Raw genomic sequence first — 16,814 nt, forward strand, 5'->3', positions numbered from 1 at the left:
CTCGGGCCTATGAACTCGTACGGATCCTTTCCCGGGGCACGGCCGCGGCGGCTGCGGACGACGCCTGCCATGCGGCGCATGGTTGCCGAGACGCGGCTTCAGCCGGCCGACCTGATCCTTCCCGCGTTCGTGCGCGAGGGCATCGCCGAGCCCGTGCCGATCACGGCCATGCCCGGCGTCGTCCAGCACACGCGGGACACCCTGCGGAAGGCAGCGGTGGAGGCCGTGGAGGCCGGCGTCTCCGGGATCATGCTCTTCGGCGTGCCCGAGGACGCCAAGAAGGACGGCGCCGGCACGGCCGGGACCGACCCGGACGGCATTCTGCAGGTCGCCATCCGTGACGTGCGGGCCGAGGTCGGCGACGACCTGGTGATCATGTCGGACCTCTGCCTCGACGAGTACACCGACCACGGGCACTGCGGCGTCCTCGACGCCGACGGCCGCGTCGACAACGACGCCACGCTGGAGCGGTACGCCGAGATGGCGCAGGTCCAGGCCGACGCCGGCGTCCACGTGGTCGGACCCTCCGGAATGATGGACGGCCAGGTCGGAGTCGTCCGCGACGCCCTGGACACCATCGGCAAGGAGGACGTGGCGATCCTCGCCTACACCGCGAAGTACTCCTCCGCCTTCTACGGCCCCTTCCGCGAGGCCGTCGGCTCCTCCCTCCAGGGCGACCGCAAGACCTACCAGCAGGACCCCGCCAACCTGCGGGAGTCGATGCGGGAGCTCGCCCTCGACCTGGAGGAGGGCGCGGACATGGTGATGGTCAAGCCCGCCGGACCGTACCTGGACGTCCTCGCCAAGGTCGCCGCGGCGGTGGACGTCCCCGTCGCCGCGTACCAGATCAGCGGCGAGTACGCGATGGTCGAGGCCGCCGCCGAGAAGGGCTGGATCGACCGCGACCGGGCGATCTTCGAGACCCTGACCGGCATCCGGCGCGCCGGCGCGAAGATGATCCTCACGTACTGGGCGACCGAGGTCGCGCAGAAGCTGGGGTCGGCTCGCCCCTGAGGGCCGGGCGGCGCACTCTGGAGAGGTACCCGACAGGTACCTCGCTGGAGGTGGTCCTCATGATGAACACGCTTGTCGGATGGCACGTGGAGATGGAGTTCCAGGAGGAGGGCGACCGGACGAGGGCGGCGGCCATGGTCCGGCTCACCGACGGCACCGAGTTCCGGGCCCACGGCACGGCCAACCGGCACCCCTCCGATCCCGACCAACTGCGGGTCGGCGAGGAGATCGCGGGCGCCCGCGCGCTCATGGACCTCGCCTCGCAGCTGCTCCAGAAGGCCCACACGGAGATCGACGAGGTCTCGGGCAGGACCTCGCACAATCTGCGATGACGACGAAGCCCCCGGCACGGGATTCCCGCGCCGGGGGCTTCGCTTCGCTGCTCTCTACGGCTCCGAACCCCCGAGCCTCAGAGGCGCTCGGGCGTCCGGATGCCCAGGAGGGCCATGCCCTGGTGGAGCGTGCGGGCGGTCAGGTCGCAGAGGAAGAGGCGGTTCTCCGCGATCTCCTTCGGCGGCTCCGGCTTGATGACGGGGCACTGGTCGTAGAACGTCGTGTACAGCGACGCCAGCTGGTACAGGTACGCGGCCAGCTTGTGCGGGGCGTACTCCGCGGCGGTCTCGGCGATCACCTCGCCGAACTGGTCCAGGTGCAGACCGAGCGCGCGCTCGGCCGGGGCCAGCTCCAGTTCGGGGTGGGCGAGCGGCGAGCGGTCGCCGGCCTTCCCGAAGATCGACTTGATGCGCGCGTACGCGTACTGGAGGTACACCGAGGTGTCGCCGTTCAGCGAGACCATCTGGTCCAGGTCGAACTTGTAGTCGCGCGCGGCGGACGTCGACAGGTCGGCGTACTTGACCGCGCCGATGCCCACGTACTGGCCGTTCTCGACGATCTCCGACTCGGTCAGGCCCACCTTCTCGGCCTTCTCGCGCACGACGGCCGTGGCGCGGTCCACGGCCTCGTCCAGCAGGTCCACCAGCCGGACCGTCTCGCCCTCACGGGTCTTGAACGGCTTGCCGTCCTTGCCGAGGACCGTGCCGAACGCCAGCTGGACGGCCTTCACGCCGTCGTTCAGCCAGCCCGCCCGGCGGGCCGTCTCGAAGACCATCTTGAAGTGCAGCGACTGACGCGCGTCCACCACGTACACCAGGGACGTCGCCTTCAGGTTCGTCACCCGGTCGCGGATCGCCGACAGGTCCGTCGCCGCATAGCCGAAACCGCCGTCGGACTTCTGGACGATCAGCGGCGTCGGGTTGCCGTCCGGGCCCTTCACGTCGTCGAAGAACACACACAGCGCACCCTCGGAACGGACGGCGACGCCCGACTCCTCCAGCAGGCGGCACGTCTCGTGCAGCATGTCGTTGTAGCCGGACTCACCGACGATGTCCGGGTCGCTGATGTCCATGTCGAGCTTCTCGAAGACCGAGTAGAAGTAGATCTTCGACTCGTCCACGAACCGCTGCCACATGGCCAGCGTCTCCGCGTCGCCCGCCTGGAGGTCGACGACCCGGGCACGCGCCCGCGTCTTGAACTCCTCGTCCGAGTCGAACAGCGCACGCGAGGCCTTGTAGAGCCGGTTCAGGTTCGACATGGCCTCCTCACCGGAGACGTCGGCACCCTCGACCTTGTGGTCCAGCTCGTGCGGGTGCTCGATCAGGAACTGGATGAGCATGCCGAACTGCGTGCCCCAGTCACCGATGTGGTGACGACGGACCACCGTCTCGCCCGTGAACTCCAGGATCTCCACCATCGCGGCGCCGATCACGGCGGACCGCAGGTGACCGACGTGCATCTCCTTCGCCACGTTCGGCTGGGCGTAGTCGATCACCGTCGTGCCCGCCGACTCGTTGAACGGCACGCCGAGACGCGCGTCCGCGGCACGGGCCGCGAGCGTGTCGATGATCGCCGAGTCCGTCACCGTGATGTTCAGGAAGCCGGGGCCCGAGACCTCGATCTCCTTCAGCACGTCGTTCGCCGGGATCGCGTCGACGACCTTCGTCGCCAGCTCACGCGGATTGCCCTTGAGCTGCTTCGCCAGCGCCAGGATGCCGTTGGCCTGGAAATCGGCCCGGTCGCTTCGTCGCAGCAGCGGGTCGGCGGACGCGGCCTCCGGCAGAGCTGCCGAGAGTCCGTCCGCGAGGCGCTGCTGCACGGTCGAAGCGAGGGAAGGGACCGAGGCCATGAGCTTCCGTTCCTGTTGAGTTCGTCAGGTCTATTTCGCTTGTCAAGTGTCCCATGGGAGAGCAACGTGTTTTCTCCGCCTGTGGACAACCACGGAGTGCGTGCTTCCGTCTGGGAGAATGGCTCACGTAGGGCTGTACCGCAGCGAGGCCATCCAGCAGGACCCCTCAGGAAGAAGGACGTACCGACCGTGGCTCAGAGCAGCACCGAGACCGACTGGGTCTCCCGTTTCGCGGACGAGGTCATCGCCGAGTCGGAGCGACGTGCGCCTGGCAAACCGGTCGTCGTCGCCTCCGGCCTCTCCCCGTCCGGCCCGATCCACCTGGGCAACCTCCGCGAGGTCATGACCCCGCACCTGGTCGCCGACGAGATCCGCCGCCGCGGGTACGAGGTCAGGCACCTCATCTCCTGGGACGACTACGACCGCTACCGCAAGGTGCCCAACGGCATCGAGGGCATCGACGCGTCCTGGGCCGAGCACATCGGCAAGCCGCTGACCTCCGTCCCGGCCCCGGCCGGCTCGCCCCACCCCAACTGGGCCGAGCACTTCAAGGCCGCCATGGTCGAGTCGCTGGCCGAGCTCGGCGTCGAGTACGACCCGATCAGCCAGACCGAGCAGTACACCGCCGGCGCCTACCGCGAGCAGATCCTGCACGCCATGAAGCACCGCGGCGACATCGACGCCATCCTCGACCAGTACCGGACGAAGAAGGCACCGAAGAAGCAGTCGCAGAAGCCCCTCGACGAAGCCGAGCTGGAGGCCGAGGAAGGCTCCGGCGCGGCCGCCGAGGACGACGGCTCCGGCGGCGCCTCCGGCTACTTCCCGTACAAGCCCTACTGCGGCCGCTGCGAGAAGGACCTCACCACCGTCACGTCCTACGACGACGAGACGACCGAGCTCGCCTACACCTGCACGAACTGCGACTTCGCCGAGACCGTGAAGCTCAGCGAGTTCAACCGCGGCAAGCTGGTCTGGAAGGTCGACTGGCCCATGCGCTGGGCCTACGAGGGCGTCATCTTCGAGCCCTCCGGCGTCGACCACTCCTCGCCCGGCTCCTCCTTCGTCGTCGGCGGCCAGATCGTCCGCGAGATCTTCGACGGCGTCCAGCCCATCGGCCCCATGTACGCCTTCGTCGGCATCAGCGGCATGGCCAAGATGTCCTCCTCCCGCGGCGGCGTGCCGACCGCGGCCGACGCACTGAAGATCATGGAAGCGCCGCTGCTGCGCTGGCTGTACGCCCGCCGCAAGCCGAACCAGTCCTTCAAGATCGCCTTCGACCAGGAGATCCAGCGGCTCTACGACGAGTGGGACAAGCTGGAGGCCAAGGTCGCCGACGGCTCCGTCCTGCCCGCCGACGCCGCCGCCCACACCCGCGCGGCCCGCACCGCCGCCGGCGAGCTGCCCCGGACGCCGCGCCCCCTGCCGTACCGCACGCTCGCCTCGGTCATGGACATCACGGCCGGCCACGACGAGCAGACCCTGCGGATCCTGACCGAGCTCGACCCGGAGAACCCGGTCACCTCCCTCGACGAGGTCCGGCCGCGCCTCGACCGCGCCGAGAACTGGATCACCAACCAGGTCCCGGCCGACCAGCGCACCATCGTCCGCGACGAGCCCGACACCGAGCTCCTCGGCACCCTCGACGACGAGGGCCGCGAGTCGCTGCGCCTCCTCCTGGAAGGCCTGGACACCCACTGGTCGCTCGACGGGCTCACCACGCTCGTCTACGGCGTCCCGAAGATCCAGGCCGGGCTCGACCCCGAGGCCAAGCCCACGCCCGAGCTGAAGCTGGCCCAGCGCGCCTTCTTCGCCCTGCTCTACAAGCTCCTCGTCAGCCGCGAGACCGGACCGCGCCTGCCCACGCTGCTCCTCGCGGTGGGGGCGGAGCGGGTGAGGAAGCTGCTCGGCGCGTGAGCGTGAGCGTGTGAGCACGTGAGCACGTGAGCACGCGAAAGGGCCGCCACCCGGATCCGGGTGGCGGCCCTTTCACATCGACCTACGGGGTGTCGACGTCGGCCCTCGCCTGCTGCACCCGCTCCTGCGCCCGCGGGATCGTCTGCCGCAGCAGCTCGATGTCGGTCGCGGGGTACTCCTGGAGGCCGTACTGCTCGGCCACCAGCTGCGCCAGCTCGTCCTCGTCGGGGAGACGCTCGTGCTCGAGCACGTACGCCCCCAAGACCTTGTAGACGACATCCTCGAACTCGTCGGCCTGCGGCTCCTGCCGCTCGACGTACTCCGGATACTCGACGAACTGCTCGGGGCCCGGCGCGGGAACGTCCTCGGGACCCTGCGGCACCGGGACCGGCGTCGGCTCCAGACCCTCCACGATCCGAGGGTTGTACGTACCCTCGTACGACTCCGGGGAGACCTGCTGCGCGGCGAACCACTGGCTCTCGTGGCTCGACTCACCCGGCGCACCCGGCTCACCCGGTGCGCCGACCTGACCCGGCTGACCCGGCTGACCGGCCTGCCCCGGCGCGCCCTGGGGGAGCTGGGGCTGCTGGAGCTGTTGCGGCTGGGGGAGCTGCTGGGGCACGGACGCCCCGACCGCCACCGGCTGCGCCGCCTGCTGCACCTGCGGAGGCAGCACCGCCGGTTCGATACCCGCCGCCGCCAGGCCGGCCGCCGCCGTCTCCGCCAGCGGCACCCCGTACCGCGCCAGCCGCAGCGGCATCAGCGCCTCCACCGGGGCCTTGCGCCGCCAGCTACGGCCGTAACGGGCCTGCAGCCGCGCCTGGTAGATCAAGCGCTCCTGCTCCAACTTGATGACCTGCTCGTACGAGCGGAGCTCCCAGAGCTTCATCCGGCGCCACAACCGGAACGTCGGCACCGGAGACAGCAGCCAGCGCGTGAGCCGGACACCCTCCATGTGCTTGTCCGCCGTGATGTCCGCGATGCGGCCCACCGCGTGCCGCGCGGCCTCCACGGCCACCACGAACAGGATCGGGATCACCGCGTGCATCCCGACGCCCAGCGGGTCCGGCCAGGCGGCCGCGCCGTTGAACGCGATCGTCGCCGCCGTCAGCACCCAGGCGGTCTGGCGCAGCAGCGGGAACGGGATCCGCAGCCACGTCAGCAGCAGGTCGAGCGCGAGCAGGACACAGATGCCCGCGTCGATGCCGATCGGGAAGAAGTACGAGAAGGTGCCGAAGCCCTTGTCCATCGCGAGCTCGCGGACCGCGGCGTACGAACCCGCGAAACCGATCCCCGCGATGATCAGCGCACCGCCGATGACGAGGCCGATGAGTATTCGGTGTGTGCGTGTCAGCTGCATCGCGGCCACCCGCGATCCCCTCCCCGTCAAACGACATCTCGCGCGCACAGAGTGGCACATGCACACGGAGCCCGGCCCTCGGGGGAGGGACGGGCTCCGCGCGGACGTGGCGGTCTGCGCTGGTTTGTGACTACTTGTTGGCTACCCGTCGGCTGCTTGCCGGCTACTTGTTGGCTGCCGCGACGGCGGCCACGGCCTCCTTGGCCGCCTTCACCGCGCCGTCCATGACCTTCTTGTCGGACGGGGCGTCGGCACCCGCGTAACCGGCGCCGTTGTACGAGAGCAGGACCAGGACGTTGCCCGTACGCGCGACCACGGAGGCGTAGACGAAGTCCTCGTCCGTCTTGCGCAGCTTGTACGCGACGGCCTTCGCCTCGTCGCCGATGCCCGAGGCCGTCGTGGTGCGGAGGTTCTTCGCGCCGGACGTCTCCTGGATCTTCGCGAGCTCCTTCGTCAGGTTCTCCCGCGCCCGCTCCTCGCCGCTGCCGAGCGAGACGTCCGACTCGTACCGGTAGAACGACACGTCGAGCCAGCGGTACTGCGAACCGTCCACGCCGTTGTCGTCGAGACCGTTCCACGAGCAGCCACCACGGCTGGCCAGGTCACTGGAGGCGGCCGGCGTGCCCTTCTTGCTCTTCGCCTTGGGCACCAGGGACGCGGTCGTCTTGGCGGAGATCGCCTTGCAGACCTCGGGCAGCTTCGCGAACTTCGCCGGCGCGACCGTCGGCGTCGGCGAGGGCTTCGGAGCGGCGGAGGCCGACGCCGACGCCGACGTCTTGTCCTGCGTCCCCTTCTTGCCGGAGTCGCCACTGTCGCCGGAGTCCGACGAGCAGCCGGCGACGACGAGCATCACCGGGACGGCTGCGCAGGCGAGTATGCGGGGGAGTCGCGGGGCTGATCGCTGCATGGTTCCTTCAGTCGCTTGTCGTACGGTCCGGCCGGCCGGTCGGCGGCCACGGCCATCGGGCGGCCACGGGTACGCCGACACGTTACGTGGTCGCCGTCCGCTCACGGATCGTCCGCGAACGGCTACTCCTCCAGGCGCTCGGCGAGCGTCCGGGCCAGGTTCCGGGCCCTGTCCTGCAGTTCCTTGCTGTCGGGAGCCTCCACGGAACCGGTGGTCTGCTCCCGGTAGGAGACCGTCACGATGACGTTGGATGTGCGGAACACCACGCTGACGGCACGCTGGTGGCCGTTCGCCGTGACGGTGGTCAGGGCGTCGTCGACGTACGCGATGTCGCCGAGACCGTCGAGGACGCGGGGCTCCAGGCCGGTGGAGGTGGAGGTGGGCCCGGTGGACGGCGTGCCGCCCGAAGGCGCTCCCGTGGCGGGCGCTCCCGACGTCGGATCCGCGGGGCCGGTGGCGGTGCGGCCGTCGGCGGGCGGGGTCTTGCTCGGCGGCGCGGTGGTGTCCGTGGTGTCCGCGGTGTCCGCGGTGTCCGTGTTGGTCGTGGTGCTCTTGGGGTCGGCGGTGCCGGTGGCCGTGGCCGTGGCCGTGTCGGTGGGGGTGGGCGAGGCCGTGGGGGGCACCGGGATGCCCGCCGCGAGCTGCTTGCGGAGGTACACCTCCTGCGCCCGGGCGTCGTCGCTGACGGCGGGGTCGTACGACACGACCCGCTCGATGTCGAGGACGAGCCGGTGGGAGACCTCGGGGCTGTCGGCCTTCCACGTGCAGCCGACGCGCCGGTCGGTGTCGTACGTGACGGCCGCGGCGCCGCGGTACGCCTTGGCGCGCTCGGGGTCGGCCAGGGCGGTGGCGCCCGGGAGCAGCTCCTTCAGCATGGCCTGCGAGACGGAGCCGCAGGGCTCGAAGAGGGTGCGGTAGCGGCCCGGTGGTGCGACGGGCGTGACGGGGCCGGCCTTGGCGTCGACGGCGATGTCGTCCGTCGTGGTGCCGGCCGAGCATCCCGTGAGGCCTAGCCCGAGGCCCAGTCCGAGGACGCTGGTGAGGACGGCGGCGGTACGTGCCGTGGACCCGGTTCGGCCGGGGGCGTACCTCTTTCGCTGCACGGTCCCAGGCTCCCTTCTCCCGAAGTCTTTCCCGAAAACTGTTTGCCGCGCGAACCCGGCCGGTGGACACAATGTCTATCGCACACGCAGCTGTTGATGCCGGTCCGCTGTCACCTGTACGGGCTTTGGCTCCGGTTTTTGCGTTATCAGACTTTTCGGGGGAATTGAGGAAGTATGTCGTACGTAGAGGTACCGGGGGCGAAAGTACCCATCCGGATGTGGACCGATCCTTCCACGGTGGACGACGGCGCCATGCAGCAGCTGCGGAACACGGCGACGCTGCCGTGGATCAAGGGCCTGGTCGTGATGCCGGACGTGCACTACGGCAAGGGCGCGACGGTCGGTTCGGTGATCGCGATGCAGGGGGCGGTGTGTCCGGCGGCGGTCGGTGTCGACATCGGCTGCGGGATGTCGGCGGTCAAGTCCTCGCTGACGGCGAACGACCTGCCGGGTGATCTGTCACGACTGCGGTCGAAGATCGAGCAGGCGATCCCGGTGGGCCGCGGCCTGCACCGGGAGGCGGTGGACCCGGGGCGGCTGTACCAGTTCCCCACGGCGGGGTGGGACGACTTCTGGTCGCGGTTCGACGGGATCGCTGAATCGGTCAAGTTCCGTCGTGAACGTGCAGGACAGCAGATGGGAACGCTCGGCTCCGGAAATCATATGATCGAGGTCTGTCTCGATGAGTCGGGTTCGGTCTGGCTGATGCTGCACTCCGGCTCGCGCAACGTTGGCAAGGAGCTGGCCGAGCACCACATCGGCGTGGCCCAGAAGTTGCCGCACAACCAGGGCCTGGTCGACCGCGACCTGGCCGTGTTCGTCTCGGACACCCCGCAGATGGCGGACTACCGCAATGATCTGTACTGGGCTCAGGAGTACGCCAAGTACAACCGCGCGCTCATGATGGCGCTCCTGAAGGAAGTGATCCGCAAGGAGTTCCGGAAGGCCAAGGTGACCTTCGAGACCGAGATCTCCTGCCACCACAACTACGTGGCGGAGGAGCAGTACGAGGGTATGGACCTGCTGGTTACACGGAAGGGCGCGATCCGGGCCGGCCGTGGCGACTTCGGGATCATCCCCGGGTCGATGGGCACCAGCTCGTACATCGTGAAGGGGCTCGGCAACGAGAAGGCCTTCAACTCGGCCTCGCACGGCGCGGGACGCAGGATGAGCCGGAGCGCGGCGAAGCGGCGCTTCACGGTGCGGGACCTGGAGGAGCAGACGCGGGGCGTGGAGTGCCGTAAGGACTCCGGCGTCGTGGACGAGATCCCGGGCGCGTACAAGCCGATCGAGAAGGTGATCGACCAGCAGCGGGACTTGGTGGAGGTCGTCGCCAAGTTGAAGCAGGTCATCTGCGTGAAGGGCTGAATGTGAGCAGCAGTCGACCCCGGCACCATGTGTCAGGGTCGATTGTTTGTGGCCTACAGGCCGTATGGAGTCGTTGACGGACCGGTGCCGTTCACCAGGCGCCAGCGACGGACCTTGCAGCTGCTTTGGGACCGGCCCAGTTCTGCGGCCGCTTGGGAAAGAGTGGGCGCGGTGAGCAGGATGCGGTCGGCTTCGGCCGTCCAGGGCTTCCGGGGAGGCCGAACCTTCATCCCGGGTGGGCGTACCCAGGAGGCAAGGGCCGCGGCGGCGCTCCTCTTGCGTTCCAGGGCGAGGCAGCCGGGGGAGTAGAGGTGCTCGGCCAGCTGGATGGCCGCCTCCTTCGTGTACAGGATGTTGTAGACCCCGTCACGGGTGTTTCGCTTGATCCGGCGTTCTGCGCCGGTGACCTTCTTCGCGTAGTGGCACAGGTAGGCGCCGACAGCGGTGCTGGATGTGGTGAGCGAGACGAACGGGAGGCCTTGGCCCGTGAAGCCGACCGACCCGTCTGCGTCGATGACGCCGCGGAGGTAGTCCCGACGGGAGAAGGGCACGCGGGGCGGGGTGATCTTCTTGGACTTCTTGCCGTAGGGCAGGCCGAGCTGGTTGAGCGTGGTGCGTGCTTCCAGCGCGCACAGGGTCCAGGTCGCCGAGTGGTGGCTCTCCGAGAAGTTCGTCGAACGAGTGCGCTCGGTGATGCTGGTGTTGTACGGGGTCAGGTCCTGGAACTCGCGGAGGATCTGGATGTCCCGTGCATTGAGTTCGACGGTGAGGGATCCCCTCAGGCGCGTTCCTGCTGCCATGTGCCCGTCTGCCTGGAGGAAGCCGAACATGTAGGCGTAGTTGGGGTCTTCGAGGTCCATGAAGGACCGCGGTGCTGCGGGCGTGAGGGCGCTCATGTCGAAGAGCGCGGGCGCGCTAGGGTCCTGTTCAGCCATGGGAAGTGTTGCCTTCCTGATGGTGAGGCCCTCGGCCGGGACGGGAATCCCGGTCGAGGGCCGTTCTGTATGGAGTTGTCTTCGACGTTAGGCCTGGTCTTCGGGGGTCGTGCCGGTGATCGAGTGGGTTCACTCGATCGGGGGGTTACAGCTCGCGGTGGACCTTGGTGTTGGAGGCCTGGGCTCGGGGGCGGACGACCAGGAGGTCGATGTTGACGTGCGGGGGGCGGGTGCAGGCCCAGGTGATGGTGTCGGCCACGTCGTCCGCGGTCAGGGGTTCGGCCACGCCCGCGTAGACCTTGGCCGCCTTGTCGGTGTCGCCGCGGAAGCGGGTCGTGGCGAACTCGTCAGTCTTGACCATGCCGGGGGCGATCTCGATGACGCGGACCGGGGTGCCGACGATTTCCAGGCGGAGGGTCTCGGCGAGGACGCGGGCGCCGTTCTTGGCGGCGACGTAGCCGGCGCCGCCCTCGTAGGTGGAGTGGCCCGCGGTGGAGGAGAGGACGACGACCGTGCCGTCGCCGCTCGCGGTGAGGGCGGGGAGCAGGGCCTGGGTCATGTGGAGGGTGCCGAGGACGTTGACCTCGTACATCTGGCGCCAGTCGTCGGGGTCGCCGGTGGCGACGGAGTCGGCGCCGAGGGCGCCGCCGGCGTTGTTGACGAGGACCGCGAGGGTGCGGAAGGCGGAGGCGAACTCGTCGACGGCGGCGCGGTCGGTGACGTCGAGGGCGTAGGCGGTGGCCTGGTGGCCGGCGTCGTTGATCTCGGCGGCGAGGGTCTCGATGCGGTCCTTGCGGCGGGCGGTGAGCACGACGCGGTAGCCGGCGGCGGCGAGCTGCTTGGCCGTGGCGGCGCCGATTCCGCCGCTCGCTCCGGTGATGACGGCGATGGGGGTCCCGGGGGCGGTCATGGCGTGCTCCTCGCGCAGGTGGTCGATTACGTGCATCGCCCGGTCAGGATAGGTGGGGGTGCCGATCGGTGGCCGCGTGGGTGGCTGCGTGGATGTCCGGGGAGTGGTCCGGGACACGCTGACTGACTGGGTGTCAGGTTGTTGAGTGCTATTTAGGTATTTTGTGCTTATGCGTGGAATGCGGATGGCTGTGCTCGGGGTCGTGCTCGCGGTCTCGGTGGTGATGGGTACGGGGACGGGTGCGAGTGCCCGTGTCGTGGGGCCCGAGGCGGATCTTGCTCATCATGGGCATGTCTCCCTGTGGGACGGGCGGGTCGGTGTCTGGCTGGTCAGCGAGAACCACGGACCCTCCGATCTCTCCCAGGCGACGGTCCGGCTCGCCTTCTCCGAGCCGATGGCGGGGGGTCACGAGCTGCCGCCGGCCTGTCTGTGGAGCAGTGACCGCGTGGTGTCCTGCCGGACGGGTGAGCTCCGGGCCGCCGGGGGCGTCGGTGAGCTGGCGCTCGACCTGCGGACCGCGGGTCTCCCGGACGAGCTGATGGTGGAGATCACCACGGCCTGGCGGGACGGGGCCGCGGTCGACCGGAATCCGGGGAACGACCGGCATCGGGTTCTGGTGCTCGCCACCGGGGATCCGTACGTCTTCTGATCAGCGGGTCGTCCAGTGGACGTAGCCGTCGGGGCGGATCAGTACCGCCTCGCGCCGGGATCGGTCCGGCCAGGTGGCCCGTATCAGCCGCTCGGGGGCGAACGGGGCCGTCGGCGGCAGGGCGGGGGTCGTGCCCTCCGGGGCGATCAGGACGAACTCGCCCGCGCGCAGCAGCTCGTGGAGCCGGCCCTCGCGCAGGTGTAGGTCGGGTGCGCGGCGGCCTGCCGGGCGGCGGGAGCCCGTCGGCGGGGCGTAGGCGATGCCGAGTCCGCTGATCATGCCCAGGGCTCGGGCGGAGGCGGGGGCGACCGTGTTCAGGAAGCGGGCGGCGGTGGCGCGGGCGGCTCGGGTGAGGGGCGTGCGGGCCATCGCGAGGCGCACGATCGCCCCGCTGCTGCGCAGCACCATGGCGCCGACCGGATACCGCTCGGACTCGTAGCTGTCGAGGAGTGCCTCGGGGTCGGGGGCTTCGCCGCGCAGGACGGCGGTGAGCTTCCAGGAGAGGTTGGCGGCGTCCTGGAGGCCGGTGTTCATGCCTTGCCCGCCGGCGGGGGAGTGGACGTGGGCGGCGTCTCCGGCGAGGAGGGCGCGGCCCACGCGGTACGCCGGGGCCTGGCGCTCGTCGCTGTGGAAGCGGGAGATCCAGCGGGCGTCGTGCATGCCGTAGTCGGTGCCGAAGGCGGTGCGGGTGATCTCGCGGACCTCGTCGAGGTCGACGGGCTCGCTGTCGGGGACCTGGCGGGTGCGGCTCCAGCCCATGGCGCGGTACCAGCCGTCGCCGAAGGGGGCGAGGAAGGCGAAGGTGTCTCCGGAGCTTCGGACGGTGAGCAGTTCGGCGGGCTCCTCGGCGAGGCGGACGTCGGCGAGGACGAGGGAGCGGATCACGGAGCCGCCGGGGAAGGGGAGGCCCAGGGCGGAGCGCACGGTGCTGCGGTGGCCGTCCGTGCCGACCAGGTGGAGGGCGCTGAGGGTGCGGGGGGTGCCGTCGGGGTCGGTGAGCTCGGCGGTGACCGTGTCGCTGTTCTGGTGCAGGCCGCGGAGCGTCGTCCCGTACCGGAAGGTGACGCCCGCTGCGGCGGCCCGGCGCTCCAGGAGTCGTTCGACTTCGTACTGCGGGGTGATGAGCAGGTGGTTGAAGCGGCTGGGCAGGCGGGTGAGGTCCATTTCGAGGGCGCCGAAGAGGCTCATCCGGGTGAGGGTCGTGCCGGTGGCGAGGAGTTCGTCGGCGAGGCCGCGGGCGTCGAGCTGTTCCAGGGTGCGGGCGTGGACAGTGAAGGCCCGGGTCATGTTGCCGAGGCCGTGCGGGCGGCGCTCGACGAGGGTGACGCGGCTGCCGGCGGTGGCGAGGTCGCCGGCGAGGAGCAGGCCGGTGGGTCCGGCGCCGATAACGAGTACGTCCGTGTCCGTGGTGCTCATGGCTGCCTCCAGGGTGCCCACGACCGTTTGCCAACAGGTGTTGGTCAACGCTTGTTGGCAAATGTAGGCCGCTCGTGATGGTGTGTCAACGCTTGTTGGCCTACAGTTGTTGATATGACTGCAGTACGCCGTTCCGACGCCACCCGGGCCGCGATCCTGGAGGCCGCCCGCGAGCGGTTCGCCTCCGATGGATACGAGCGCGCCACCATCCGGTCCATCGCCCGCGACGCCGGGATCGACCCGTCGATGGTCATGCGCTACTACGGCAACAAGGAGGGGCTGTTCGCCGCCGCCTCGGAGTTCGAGCTGCGGCTGCCCGAGCTCGGCGCCCTGCCTTCGCAGCACGTCGGGGCGGTCCTGGTCACCCACTTCCTCGACCGCTGGGAGCGGGACGAAGTCCTGACCGGGCTGCTGAGAGTGGGGGTCACCAACGCCGCCGGAGCCGAGCGCATGCAGGCGATCTTCGCCGAGCAGCTCGGCCCCGTCACCCTCGGCGTCTGCCCCGACCCCGCGGACGCTCCGCGCCGGGCCGCGCTCGCCGCGTCCCAGATCCTCGGCATGGCGCTCGTCCGCTACGTGCTGCGTCTCCCGCCGGCCGTCGAGATGTCCCGCGAGGAGGTCGTCGCCTGGCTGGGTCCGACCGTGCAGCGCTATCTGACCGCCGAGGCGCCCTGAGGCGCGGAAGCGGAGCCCGCGGGCCGGTGGCTGGTTCGTACAATTTCTGCATGCCGCAGAAGAGTTCCGCCCGGCGCGACGCGCTGATGACCGAGCTGTACGGGGAGGCCCGCCGCTACATGGCCTCCTACGCCCTGTTCAACCAGGCCGTCGCCGACCATCTGCGGCTCCACCCGACCGATGTGCAGTGTCTGAACCTGCTCAGCCTGGAGGAGGGGCCGGTGACCACCGGCCGGGTGGCCGAGCTGACCGGGCTCACCACGGGCTCCGCGACCCGGCTCGTCGACCGGCTGGAGCGGGCCGGGTACGTGACGCGCGAGCGGGACACCGAGGACCGCCGTCGTGTCCTGGTGGCGCTCGTGCCCGGGCGGATGGCCGAGCTCGCCGCTCTGTGGCGCAAGCTCAACGGGACCTGGGGCACGATGTTCGACGTCTACAGCGACGCCGAGGTCGCCCTGCTCATCGCCCATATGCGGCGCACCGTCGAGGTCAGCGCCGCACAGGTCGAGCGGCTGCGCGGCGGCGAGTTCGGCTGACCGGGCCGGCCTGGCCGGCCCGGCCGGGCGGCCCTCAGCGGGCGGGCGCGCCGCCGAACTCGCGGACCGCTTCGGAGACGATCGCCTCCAGGCGGGCGTGGTGGGCGCCGCGCCAGTAGACCCGGCCGCACTCCACGCACTCCGCGAAGACGTCGTAGGTCTTCTCCGTGCCCTGCTCCAGCCGCTCGCGGACCGCGTCCTTGTCGGTGTCGGACAGCTGTCCGTTGCACGCCGTGCAGCGGGTCCAGGGCGTCAGTGGCGGCGCGAACCGCTCCAGTACGTCGCGGAGCTGGTCCTCCGGCCGGTCGCTGTACACATAGGCGCCTGCCCACAGCTCCCGGCGGCGCAGCAGGCCGCGGTCGCGCGAGAGCATGACCCGCCGCTCGCGCGCGGAGAGCGCGGCCAGGGCGGCGTCGCCGATGTCCTCGCTCTCGTACGCCGCGTCCACGCCGAGCAGGCGCAGCCGGCGGGCCAGCGTGCCGAGGTGCACGTCGAGCAGGAACCGGAGCGGCGCGCCCGGCACCGGCTGGGGGCGGGCGACGTCCTCCACCTCGACCGTCTCGCCCGCGGCCGGGACGTGTGAGTGGTCCACGGGCCGGCCGTCGACGAGGAGCCGTCCCGCCTCGGTGAGCGGCACGCCGAGCGACTCCACCACGTGCCCGAGGGAGGAGGTGCCGTCGGTGGCCACGGGGGTGTGTCCCGAGCGTCGCTCCGCCGAGACGAAGATCCGCAGGCCGGGGGCGAATCTGATGTTGATCTCCGGTCCGTTCACGGGGACAGGATGGCACCGGGGGTCGGGCGGGGGCCAGGAGGATTCGCCCCGAGGGGAGGGGGGGGCCGGTTTCCGGAGGGGGCTGTCAGGGGCGGAAGGCGTCGGCGTGGTCGGTGACCCAGGCGGCGAAGGTGCGGGCGGGGTGGCCCGTCAGTTCCTCGACGGTGCGGGTCAGGGGCGTCGGCCGGCCGTCGTGCGCGGCCCAGTAGGAGAGCAGGGCGTCCGCGAAGGCTTCCGGTATGAAGCCGGCGACCGACTCCTTCCACTCCTTAGGCGTGGGCACGGTGTGGGGCGCCGGCCGGCCCGTCACCTCGGCCAGGATCGCGAGCTGCTCGGTGAAGTCCAGTGACTCGGGGCCCGTCAGGACGTAGGAGGAGCCTCGCAGCCGGGGCTCGGTGAGGACCGCGAGGGCGGCCTCGGCGATGTCGCGCTCATGGATCGGGTCCCCGTACGCGTGCGGATACGGCAGGGCCGGCGCGCGGCCGTCCCGGAGCGCCCACGACCACTGCAGGGCGTTGGAGGCGAAGGCGCCCGGCCGCAGGTGCGTGGCCTCGAAGGCTCCGGTGTCGGCGACGGCGGACAGGGCGCGCTCGGCGGTGAGGTGGGAGGCGGCGATCGCATTCTCCGCGGCGTCCGGGGCGAGGACGGAGCTGGAGGAGAGGAGTACGACGTGCTCGACGCCGGCGGTCCGGGCCCGGTCGGCGAAGGTGTCGGCGTGGGCGGCCTCGGCGTACAGGAAGACGGCGTCGACGCCGGTCAGGGCGGTGTCGAAGGTGCTCGGGTCGGTGAGATCGCAGCGCACGGTGTCGACCCCGGGCGGTGGGGAGAGGTCGGCGGGGTTCTTGGAGGCGGCTGTGACCTTGACGCCCGCGGCGTCGAGCAGGCCGATCAGGGTGGAGGCGACGCGGCCGCGGCTGCCGGTGACGAGAACGGTCATGGGGTGTCCTTCCGGAGGGAGATGGATCGCAAGACGATTGCTTGCGTGATTCATTGCGTAGAGAAGAATCTGCGTGACGCAGATAAATATCCGTGAGAGTGCCTCGTCCGTCAACCCTGAAAAACCCTGGGGTACC

At 70.3% G+C, this 16,814-nt stretch carries 16 protein-coding genes; 7 read left to right on the forward strand and 9 right to left on the reverse strand.

Going from position 1 to position 16,814, the window contains the following annotated elements:
* The first annotated feature begins 9 nt into the window (after positions 1–9).
* Positions 10–1,014: a porphobilinogen synthase gene (hemB, locus tag ACZ6K0_RS31810; RefSeq protein ID WP_469233065.1), complete on the forward strand. Its 1,005-nt coding sequence runs from the start codon at positions 10–12 to the stop codon at positions 1,012–1,014.
* 62 nt (positions 1,015–1,076) lie between these two features.
* A complete protein-coding gene (locus ACZ6K0_RS31815; protein WP_376403355.1) occupies positions 1,077–1,346 on the forward strand; it encodes a DUF1876 domain-containing protein in 270 nt (89 codons plus the stop codon).
* 77 nt (positions 1,347–1,423) lie between these two features.
* Here the strand turns inward: ACZ6K0_RS31815 and argS are convergent, their stop codons facing one another.
* The gene (argS, locus tag ACZ6K0_RS31820) at positions 1,424–3,196 is read right to left on the reverse strand and encodes an arginine--tRNA ligase (protein ID WP_376403246.1); all 1,773 of its coding nucleotides are present in this window, start codon (positions 3,194–3,196) and stop codon (positions 1,424–1,426) included.
* A gap of 15 nt (positions 3,197–3,211) precedes the next feature.
* Between argS and lysS the strand changes: the two genes are divergently transcribed.
* Positions 3,212–5,110: a lysine--tRNA ligase gene (gene lysS, locus ACZ6K0_RS31825; protein WP_469233067.1), complete on the forward strand. Its 1,899-nt coding sequence runs from the start codon at positions 3,212–3,214 to the stop codon at positions 5,108–5,110.
* 82 nt (positions 5,111–5,192) lie between these two features.
* On the opposite strand, the gene ACZ6K0_RS31830 is transcribed toward lysS, so the two are convergent.
* The 3 genes from ACZ6K0_RS31830 to ACZ6K0_RS31840 form a co-directional block, all read right to left on the reverse strand.
* Positions 5,193–6,479 carry a DUF2637 domain-containing protein gene (locus ACZ6K0_RS31830; RefSeq protein WP_469233069.1) on the reverse strand — a complete coding sequence of 429 codons (1,287 nt, stop codon included), beginning with the start codon at positions 6,477–6,479 and terminating at the stop codon, positions 5,193–5,195.
* A gap of 154 nt (positions 6,480–6,633) precedes the next feature.
* On the reverse strand, positions 6,634–7,377 hold the full coding sequence (locus tag ACZ6K0_RS31835; RefSeq protein WP_376403237.1) for a DUF3558 domain-containing protein: 744 nt from the start codon (positions 7,375–7,377) through the stop codon (positions 6,634–6,636).
* A 122-nt stretch (positions 7,378–7,499) separates the two neighbouring features.
* Complete coding sequence (locus tag ACZ6K0_RS31840; RefSeq protein ID WP_469233071.1) at positions 7,500–8,480, reverse strand: DUF3558 domain-containing protein; 981 nt, start codon at positions 8,478–8,480, stop codon at positions 7,500–7,502.
* Between the two features lie 174 nt (positions 8,481–8,654).
* Here ACZ6K0_RS31840 and ACZ6K0_RS31845 point away from each other — a divergent pair, with 174 nt between their 5' ends.
* Positions 8,655–9,848, forward strand: coding sequence for an RtcB family protein (locus ACZ6K0_RS31845; RefSeq protein ID WP_469233073.1), 1,194 nt, complete (start codon positions 8,655–8,657; stop codon positions 9,846–9,848).
* Positions 9,849–9,901: 53 nt separating this feature from the next.
* On the opposite strand, the gene ACZ6K0_RS31850 is transcribed toward ACZ6K0_RS31845, so the two are convergent.
* Entirely contained in the window at positions 9,902–10,783 is an 882-nt protein-coding gene (locus tag ACZ6K0_RS31850) for a hypothetical protein (protein WP_469233075.1), read from the reverse strand.
* A 145-nt stretch (positions 10,784–10,928) separates the two neighbouring features.
* Positions 10,929–11,693: an SDR family NAD(P)-dependent oxidoreductase gene (locus ACZ6K0_RS31855; protein ID WP_376403352.1), complete on the reverse strand. Its 765-nt coding sequence runs from the start codon at positions 11,691–11,693 to the stop codon at positions 10,929–10,931.
* 184 nt (positions 11,694–11,877) lie between these two features.
* On the opposite strand from ACZ6K0_RS31855, the gene ACZ6K0_RS31860 reads away from it, so the two are divergent.
* A complete protein-coding gene (locus ACZ6K0_RS31860) occupies positions 11,878–12,342 on the forward strand; it encodes a hypothetical protein (RefSeq protein ID WP_376403227.1) in 465 nt (154 codons plus the stop codon).
* On the opposite strand, the gene ACZ6K0_RS31865 is transcribed toward ACZ6K0_RS31860, so the two are convergent.
* Positions 12,343–13,758, reverse strand: coding sequence for an FAD-dependent monooxygenase (locus tag ACZ6K0_RS31865; protein ID WP_469233078.1), 1,416 nt, complete (start codon positions 13,756–13,758; stop codon positions 12,343–12,345).
* 114 nt (positions 13,759–13,872) lie between these two features.
* Here ACZ6K0_RS31865 and ACZ6K0_RS31870 point away from each other — a divergent pair, with 114 nt between their 5' ends.
* On the forward strand, positions 13,873–14,433 hold the full coding sequence (locus tag ACZ6K0_RS31870) for a TetR/AcrR family transcriptional regulator (RefSeq protein WP_376403221.1): 561 nt from the start codon (positions 13,873–13,875) through the stop codon (positions 14,431–14,433).
* Between the two features lie 50 nt (positions 14,434–14,483).
* Positions 14,484–14,969, forward strand: coding sequence for a MarR family winged helix-turn-helix transcriptional regulator (locus ACZ6K0_RS31875; RefSeq protein ID WP_376403218.1), 486 nt, complete (start codon positions 14,484–14,486; stop codon positions 14,967–14,969).
* Between the two features lie 34 nt (positions 14,970–15,003).
* Here ACZ6K0_RS31875 and ACZ6K0_RS31880 read toward each other — a convergent pair whose 3' ends face one another.
* The gene (locus tag ACZ6K0_RS31880; protein ID WP_469233080.1) at positions 15,004–15,741 is read right to left on the reverse strand and encodes a Mut7-C RNAse domain-containing protein; all 738 of its coding nucleotides are present in this window, start codon (positions 15,739–15,741) and stop codon (positions 15,004–15,006) included.
* Between the two features lie 85 nt (positions 15,742–15,826).
* Entirely contained in the window at positions 15,827–16,678 is an 852-nt protein-coding gene (locus ACZ6K0_RS31885) for an NAD(P)H-binding protein (RefSeq protein WP_469233082.1), read from the reverse strand.
* Between the last annotated feature and the right edge of the window lie 136 nt (positions 16,679–16,814).

It is taken from the genome of Streptomyces sp. NPDC042346 (assembly GCF_055581845.1).

Coding starts and splice junctions, on each gene's coding strand:
- hemB (WP_469233065.1), top strand. CDS start 10: ATGAACTCGTACGGATCCTTTCCCGGGGCACGGCCGCGGCGGCTGCGG.
- ACZ6K0_RS31815 (WP_376403355.1), top strand. CDS start 1,077: ATGAACACGCTTGTCGGATGGCACGTGGAGATGGAGTTCCAGGAGGAG.
- argS (WP_376403246.1), bottom strand. CDS start 3,196: ATGGCCTCGGTCCCTTCCCTCGCTTCGACCGTGCAGCAGCGCCTCGCG.
- ACZ6K0_RS31835 (WP_376403237.1), bottom strand. CDS start 7,377: ATGCAGCGATCAGCCCCGCGACTCCCCCGCATACTCGCCTGCGCAGCC.
- ACZ6K0_RS31845 (WP_469233073.1), top strand. CDS start 8,655: ATGTCGTACGTAGAGGTACCGGGGGCGAAAGTACCCATCCGGATGTGG.
- ACZ6K0_RS31850 (WP_469233075.1), bottom strand. CDS start 10,783: ATGGCTGAACAGGACCCTAGCGCGCCCGCGCTCTTCGACATGAGCGCC.
- ACZ6K0_RS31855 (WP_376403352.1), bottom strand. CDS start 11,693: ATGACCGCCCCCGGGACCCCCATCGCCGTCATCACCGGAGCGAGCGGC.
- ACZ6K0_RS31860 (WP_376403227.1), top strand. CDS start 11,878: ATGGCTGTGCTCGGGGTCGTGCTCGCGGTCTCGGTGGTGATGGGTACG.
- ACZ6K0_RS31865 (WP_469233078.1), bottom strand. CDS start 13,758: ATGAGCACCACGGACACGGACGTACTCGTTATCGGCGCCGGACCCACC.
- ACZ6K0_RS31870 (WP_376403221.1), top strand. CDS start 13,873: ATGACTGCAGTACGCCGTTCCGACGCCACCCGGGCCGCGATCCTGGAG.
- ACZ6K0_RS31875 (WP_376403218.1), top strand. CDS start 14,484: ATGCCGCAGAAGAGTTCCGCCCGGCGCGACGCGCTGATGACCGAGCTG.
- ACZ6K0_RS31885 (WP_469233082.1), bottom strand. CDS start 16,678: ATGACCGTTCTCGTCACCGGCAGCCGCGGCCGCGTCGCCTCCACCCTG.